The organism is Micromonospora sp. AMSO12t (genome assembly GCF_008806585.1).
Classification (GTDB): domain Bacteria; phylum Actinomycetota; class Actinomycetes; order Mycobacteriales; family Micromonosporaceae; genus Micromonospora; species Micromonospora reichwaldensis.
In genome coordinates this window covers 1-4,936 of sequence record NZ_WAAS01000374.1, presented here as the reverse complement: position 1 = coordinate 4,936, position 4,936 = coordinate 1, and the positions used below count along the sequence as shown (strand labels likewise).

General features: G+C 72.3%; 5 protein-coding genes. 2 read left to right on the top strand and 3 right to left on the bottom strand.

Going from position 1 to position 4,936, the window contains the following annotated elements; genetic code table 11:
- Positions 1-166: 166 nt before the first annotated feature.
- The 3 genes from F6X68_RS30630 to deoC are packed head-to-tail and all read right to left on the bottom strand — an operon-like array spanning position 167 to position 3,410.
- Positions 167-991: an aldehyde dehydrogenase family protein gene (locus tag F6X68_RS30630; RefSeq protein WP_151457508.1), complete on the bottom strand. Its 825-nt coding sequence runs from the start codon at positions 989-991 to the stop codon at positions 167-169.
- Positions 984-2,414, bottom strand: a complete 1,431-nt coding sequence (locus F6X68_RS30625) for an aldehyde dehydrogenase family protein (RefSeq protein WP_151457507.1) — start codon at positions 2,412-2,414, stop codon at positions 984-986. Before F6X68_RS30625 ends, F6X68_RS30630 begins: the two co-directional genes overlap by 8 nt.
- Positions 2,415-2,420: 6 nt before the next feature.
- Positions 2,421-3,410: a deoxyribose-phosphate aldolase gene (deoC, locus tag F6X68_RS30620; protein WP_151457506.1), complete on the bottom strand. Its 990-nt coding sequence runs from the start codon at positions 3,408-3,410 to the stop codon at positions 2,421-2,423.
- Positions 3,411-3,541: 131 nt separating this feature from the next.
- Between deoC and upp the strand changes: the two genes are divergently transcribed.
- Together upp and F6X68_RS30610 are read left to right on the top strand one after the other, a co-directional pair.
- Positions 3,542-4,174 (top strand): uracil phosphoribosyltransferase, encoded by a 633-nt coding sequence (gene upp / locus F6X68_RS30615; protein WP_089002050.1) that lies wholly within the window; start codon positions 3,542-3,544, stop codon positions 4,172-4,174.
- Positions 4,175-4,251: 77 nt separating this feature from the next.
- The gene (locus F6X68_RS30610; RefSeq protein ID WP_151457505.1) at positions 4,252-4,929 is read left to right on the top strand and encodes a GPP34 family phosphoprotein; all 678 of its coding nucleotides are present in this window, start codon (positions 4,252-4,254) and stop codon (positions 4,927-4,929) included.
- Positions 4,930-4,936 lie beyond the last annotated feature (7 nt).

Genomic DNA, 4,936 nt, shown 5'->3' with positions numbered 1-4,936 from the left:
AGGCAGCACCCCAGCGCCGACTCCTCCCGAGGCAGCACACCTGAGCCGAGCTCTCCCACGAACCTGTCCACGAACGGTTTTCCGGGGAGCCCCGCCCGCGCAGGGATCAAGCCTGACCGCCCGGAGCGGGCGGGGCTCCCCGGAAAACCGTTCGTGGACAGAACAGTCACACCCCCTTGGGGTGCCAGACCGTCTTCGTCTCCAGCAGCGTGGTCATCCGGGTGATGCCGGGGTCGGCGGACCAGTCGTGGTCGGCCGGGGCCGGCCGGAGCACCCGCTTGAGGTTCTGCGCCGCCTTGACCTCCAGTTCCGTCGCCAGCTCGGCGTCGGCCACCCCGGTCAGGTCGATGGCGTTGACGTCCATGTGGGCGGCCAGCGCCGGCACGGTCTCGGCGATCCGGCCGGTGAGCAGGTTCACCACCCCGCCGGGCAGGTCGGAGGTGGCGAGCACCTCCGCCAGGGTCACGGCCGCCAGGGGCTGCGTCGGCGAGGTCGCCACCACCACCGTGTTGCCGGTGACGATCGCCGGGGCGATCACGCTGACCAGGCCGAGCAGCGCCGGGGACTCCGGGGCCACCACGGCCACGACGCCGGTCGGCTCGGGCGCCGACAGGTTGAAGTACGGCCCGGCGACCGGGTTGGCGCCGCCGTAGACCTGGGGGAGCTTGTCGGACCAGCCGGCGTACCAGACCCAGCGGTCCACGGCCGCGTCGACCTCGTCGCCGGGCACGCCGAGGGCGACGAACTGCTCGCGCCGGCCCTCCAGCATCTCGGCGACCCGGTAGAGGATCTGACCCCGGTTGTACGCCGTCGCCCCGGCCCAGCCCTTCACGGCGGCGCGGGCGGCGACCACGGCGTCCCGCGCGTCCTTGCGGGAGGCGAGGGAAACGTTGGCGTCCTGCACGAGATACGACCGTCCCGACTCGCTGCGCGGGAACTTCCCGCCGATGAAGAGCTTGTACGTCTTGCGTACCGCGACCCGCTCAGACATTGAGGTAGCCCTCCAGCCCGTGCCGGCCGCCCTCGCGACCGTAGCCCGACTCCTTGTAGCCGCCGAAGGGCGAGGTGGGGTCGAACTTGTTGAACGTGTTGGCCCAGACGACGCCGGCGCGCAGCCGGTCGGCCATCCACAGGATCCGGGAACCCTTGTCGGTCCAGATCCCGGCCGACAGCCCGTACGGCGTGTTGTTGGCCTTCTCGACGGCCTCGGCCGGGGTGCGGAACGTCAGCACGGAGAGCACCGGGCCGAAGATCTCCTCGCGGGCGATCCGGTGCGCCTGGGTGACCCCGGTGAAGATCGTCGGCGCGAACCAGAAGCCGCGGTCCGGCAGCTCGCACGGCGGTGACCAGCGCTCCGCGCCCTCGGCGGACCCGGCGTCGGAGAGCTCCCGGATCCGCGCGAGCTGCGCGGCCGAGTTGATCGCGCCGATGTCGGTGTTCTTGTCCAGCGGGTCGCCGACGCGCAGCTGGGCCATCCGCCGCTTCAGCGACTCCAGCACCCGGTCGGCGACGTTCTCCTGGATCAGCAGCCGCGAGCCGGCGCAGCAGACGTGCCCCTGGTTGAAGAAGATCCCGTTGACGATCCCCTCGACGGCCTGGTCGACGGGGGCGTCGTCGAAGACGATGTTGGCGGCCTTGCCGCCCAACTCCAGGGTGAGCTTCTTGCGGGTGCCGGCGACCGAGCGGGCGATGGCCCGGCCGACCTCGGTCGAACCGGTGAAGGCGACCTTGTCCACGCCCTGGTGCTCGACCAGCGCCCGGCCGGTCTCGCCGGCGCCCGTGACGATGTTGACCACGCCGGCGGGCAGGTCGGCCTGCTGGCAGATCTCGGCGAAGAGCAGTGCCGTCAGCGGCGTCGTCTCGGCCGGCTTCAGCACCACCGTGTTGCCGGCGGCCAGCGCCGGGGCGATCTTCCACGCCAGCATCAGCAGCGGGAAGTTCCACGGGATGACCTGCGCGGCCACGCCGAGGGGGCGCGGGTTCGCGCCGAAGCCGGCGTGCTCCAGCTTGTCGGCCCAGCCGGCGTAGTAGAAGAAGTGCGCCGCGACCAGGGGCAGGTCGACGTCGCGCGACTCCTTGATCGGCTTGCCGTTGTCCAGGGACTCCAGCACGGCCAGCTCGCGGGAGCGCTCCTGGAGGATCCGGGCGATCCGGAAGAGGTACTTCGCCCGGTCCCGGCCCGGCATCGGGCCCCAGACCTTCTCGTACGCCTGGCGGGCGGCGCGGACGGCGCGGTCCACATCCTGCGCGCCGGCCTCGGCGACCTCGGCGAGCACCTCCTCGGAGGCCGGGTTGACCGTCTTGAACGTGCCGCCGTCGGTGGGGTCCACGAACTCCCCGTCGACGAAGAGCCCGTAGGAGGCTTTCAGGTCCACCACCGAGCGGGACTCGGGGGCGGGTGCGTATTCGAACATCGGCTCTCAGTCCAGGGTGAAGTAGTCGGGACCGGAGTAGGTGCCGGTCGTCAGCTTGGTGCGCTGCATGAGCAGGTCGTTGAGCAGGCTGGAGGCGCCGAACCGGAACCAGTCCGGGTCCAGCCAGTCCGCGCCGACGGTCTCGTTGACCATCACCAGGTACTTGATGGCGTCCTTGGTGGTCTTGATGCCGCCGGCCGGCTTCACGCCGACCTGCCGGCCGGTGGCGGCCCGGAAGTCGCGGACGGCCTCCAGCATTACCAGGGTCACCGGCGGGGTGGCTGCCACCGGGACCTTGCCGGTGGAGGTCTTGATGAAGTCGCCGCCGGCCAGCATCGCCAGCCAGGAGGCGCGCCGCACGTTGTCGTACGTGGCCAGCTCGCCGGTCTCCAGGATGACCTTGAGGTGGGCTGCCGGTCGCCCCTGGTGACCGCCGTCAGCAGAGCCGCAGGCCTCTTTGACCGCAACGATCTCGTCGTAGACCTCCTGGTAGCGGCCGGCGAGGAAGGCGCCCCGGTTGATCACCATGTCGATCTCGTCGGCGCCGGCCGCCACGGCGGCCCGGGTGTCGGCGAGCTTGACCTCCAGCGGGGCCTGGCCCGACGGGAAGGCGGTCGCCACGCTGGCCAGGTGCACGCCGGAGCCGCGCAGCACCTCGGCAACGTGCGGGACCATCGCCGGGTAGACGCAGACCGCGCCCACGTGCGGGCAGGACGGGTCGGCCGGGTCGGGGCGCAGCGCCTTGGCCGCGAGGGCCCGCACCTTGCCCGGGGTGTCCGCCCCTTCGAGGGTGGTCAGGTCGACCATCCGGATCGCCAGGTCGATGGCCTGGGCCTTGGCGGTGGTCTTGATGGAGCGGGTGCCGAGTTGTGCCGCCCGCTGCTCCGCGCCGACCTGGTCCACGCCGGGCAGGCCGTGCAGGAAGGTCCGCAGAGCGGTCTCGGATCGTCCCAACTCGGAGAGCTCCGACCGGGCCGACGTCGCTGTCGCCGTCATGCCCCGAAGTCTACGCACCCGGCCGGACAGTGATCTTGGTCACCGTGCTGTCGCCGGCGCATGGTGAGCGAGGTCGCCGGTCCGGCCGCACCCGCAGTGCCGGGACGGGTGGACCGGTAGGTTGAGCGATCGTGGACGTACACGTCATTGACCATCCGCTCGCCCAGTCGCGGCTGACCGCCATGCGGGACGCGCGCACCGACTCCTCCTCGTTCCGGGCGGCGCTGCACGAACTCACCACCATGCTGGTGTACGAGGCCGCGCGCTCCTTCCCCGTCGAGAAGTACCCGGTGCAGACCCCCGTCACCGGCACCGAGGGCACCCGGCTGGCAAACCCGCCGCTGCTCGTACCGGTGCTGCGGGCCGGCCTGGGCATGGCCGACGCCGCGCTCGGCCTGCTGCCGGAGTCCTCGATGGGCTTCGTCGGCCTGGCCCGGGACGAGGAGACGTACGAGCCGCGCGCCTACATGGAGTCGCTGCCGCGCGACCTGAGCGGCCTGCCGGTGCTGGTGCTCGACCCGATGCTCGCCACCGGCGGCTCGCTGGAGCACTGCTGCCGGCTGCTGGCCGACCGGGGCTGCACCGACATCACCGTGCTCTGCGTGCTCGCCGCGCCCGTCGGCATCGAGCGGCTGGAGCGCTCCGGCCTGCCGCTGCGCCTGGTCACCGCCTCGATCGACGAGGGGCTCAACGACCGCATGTTCATCGTGCCGGGGCTCGGCGACGCGGGCGACCGCCAGTTCGGTGGCATGCCCCGCTTCTGAGGTCCGTCGCGCGGCTGCGCGTGAATCCGTGCGCGAGTCCGTGCGCGGGATGCGCGCAGCCGCTACCGTCTCCGGCCATGACTGGTGTTGCGCTCGCCGAAGAGCTGCTTCTCCTCGCGTACGACGACGAGACCGGCAAGGCGACCATGCCGCGGATCAGCCTCGACCTGGGGATGGCCGCCGCGGTGCTGATCGAACTGGCCCTGGCCGGGCGGATCGTGTACTCCGAGGGGTCCCTGACGGTGGTCGACCCGACGCCCACCGGCGAGCCGCTCGTCGACGGGGTCCTCGCCCGCATGGCCGCCGACACGCCCCACAGCCCCTCGTCCTGGGTGCAGCGGCTGCGGCACGGCCTGCGCGACAAGATCCTGGGTGACCTGTGCGCCCAGGGCGTGGTGCGCGACGTCGACGAGACCGAGCTGGGCTTCATCCACGTGCACCGCTACCCGACGGTGGACCCGGCCGTCGAGGCGGACACCCGACGCCGGCTCGCCGAGGCGCTGGCCAGCGGCGAGCTGCCCGACGAGCGGACGGCGGCCCTGGCCACCCTGGTCGCGGTGCTGCGGATGGAGCCGGCGCTCGGCCTGAGCGGTGACGCGGCCCGGGAGGCCCGGCAGCGGCTGGAGGAGATCGCCGGCGGCGCCGGCTTCTCCGGCACCGTCAGCCTGGACGACTCCGTGGTCCGCCCCTCCGTCGGCCTCGTCGTGGCCGCCCTGGGCAGCGCCGTGGACGCCGCCCTGGGCCCCCGCCGCTAACCACCCC

Excerpts from the sequence above, each read along its gene's own strand:
- deoC (WP_151457506.1), bottom strand. The coding sequence starts at position 3,410 with ATGACGGCGACAGCGACGTCGGCCCGGTCGGAGCTCTCCGAGTTGGGA.
- F6X68_RS30630 (WP_151457508.1), bottom strand. The coding sequence starts at position 991 with ATGTCTGAGCGGGTCGCGGTACGCAAGACGTACAAGCTCTTCATCGGC.
- F6X68_RS30625 (WP_151457507.1), bottom strand. The coding sequence starts at position 2,414 with ATGTTCGAATACGCACCCGCCCCCGAGTCCCGCTCGGTGGTGGACCTG.
- F6X68_RS30610 (WP_151457505.1), top strand. The coding sequence starts at position 4,252 with ATGACTGGTGTTGCGCTCGCCGAAGAGCTGCTTCTCCTCGCGTACGAC.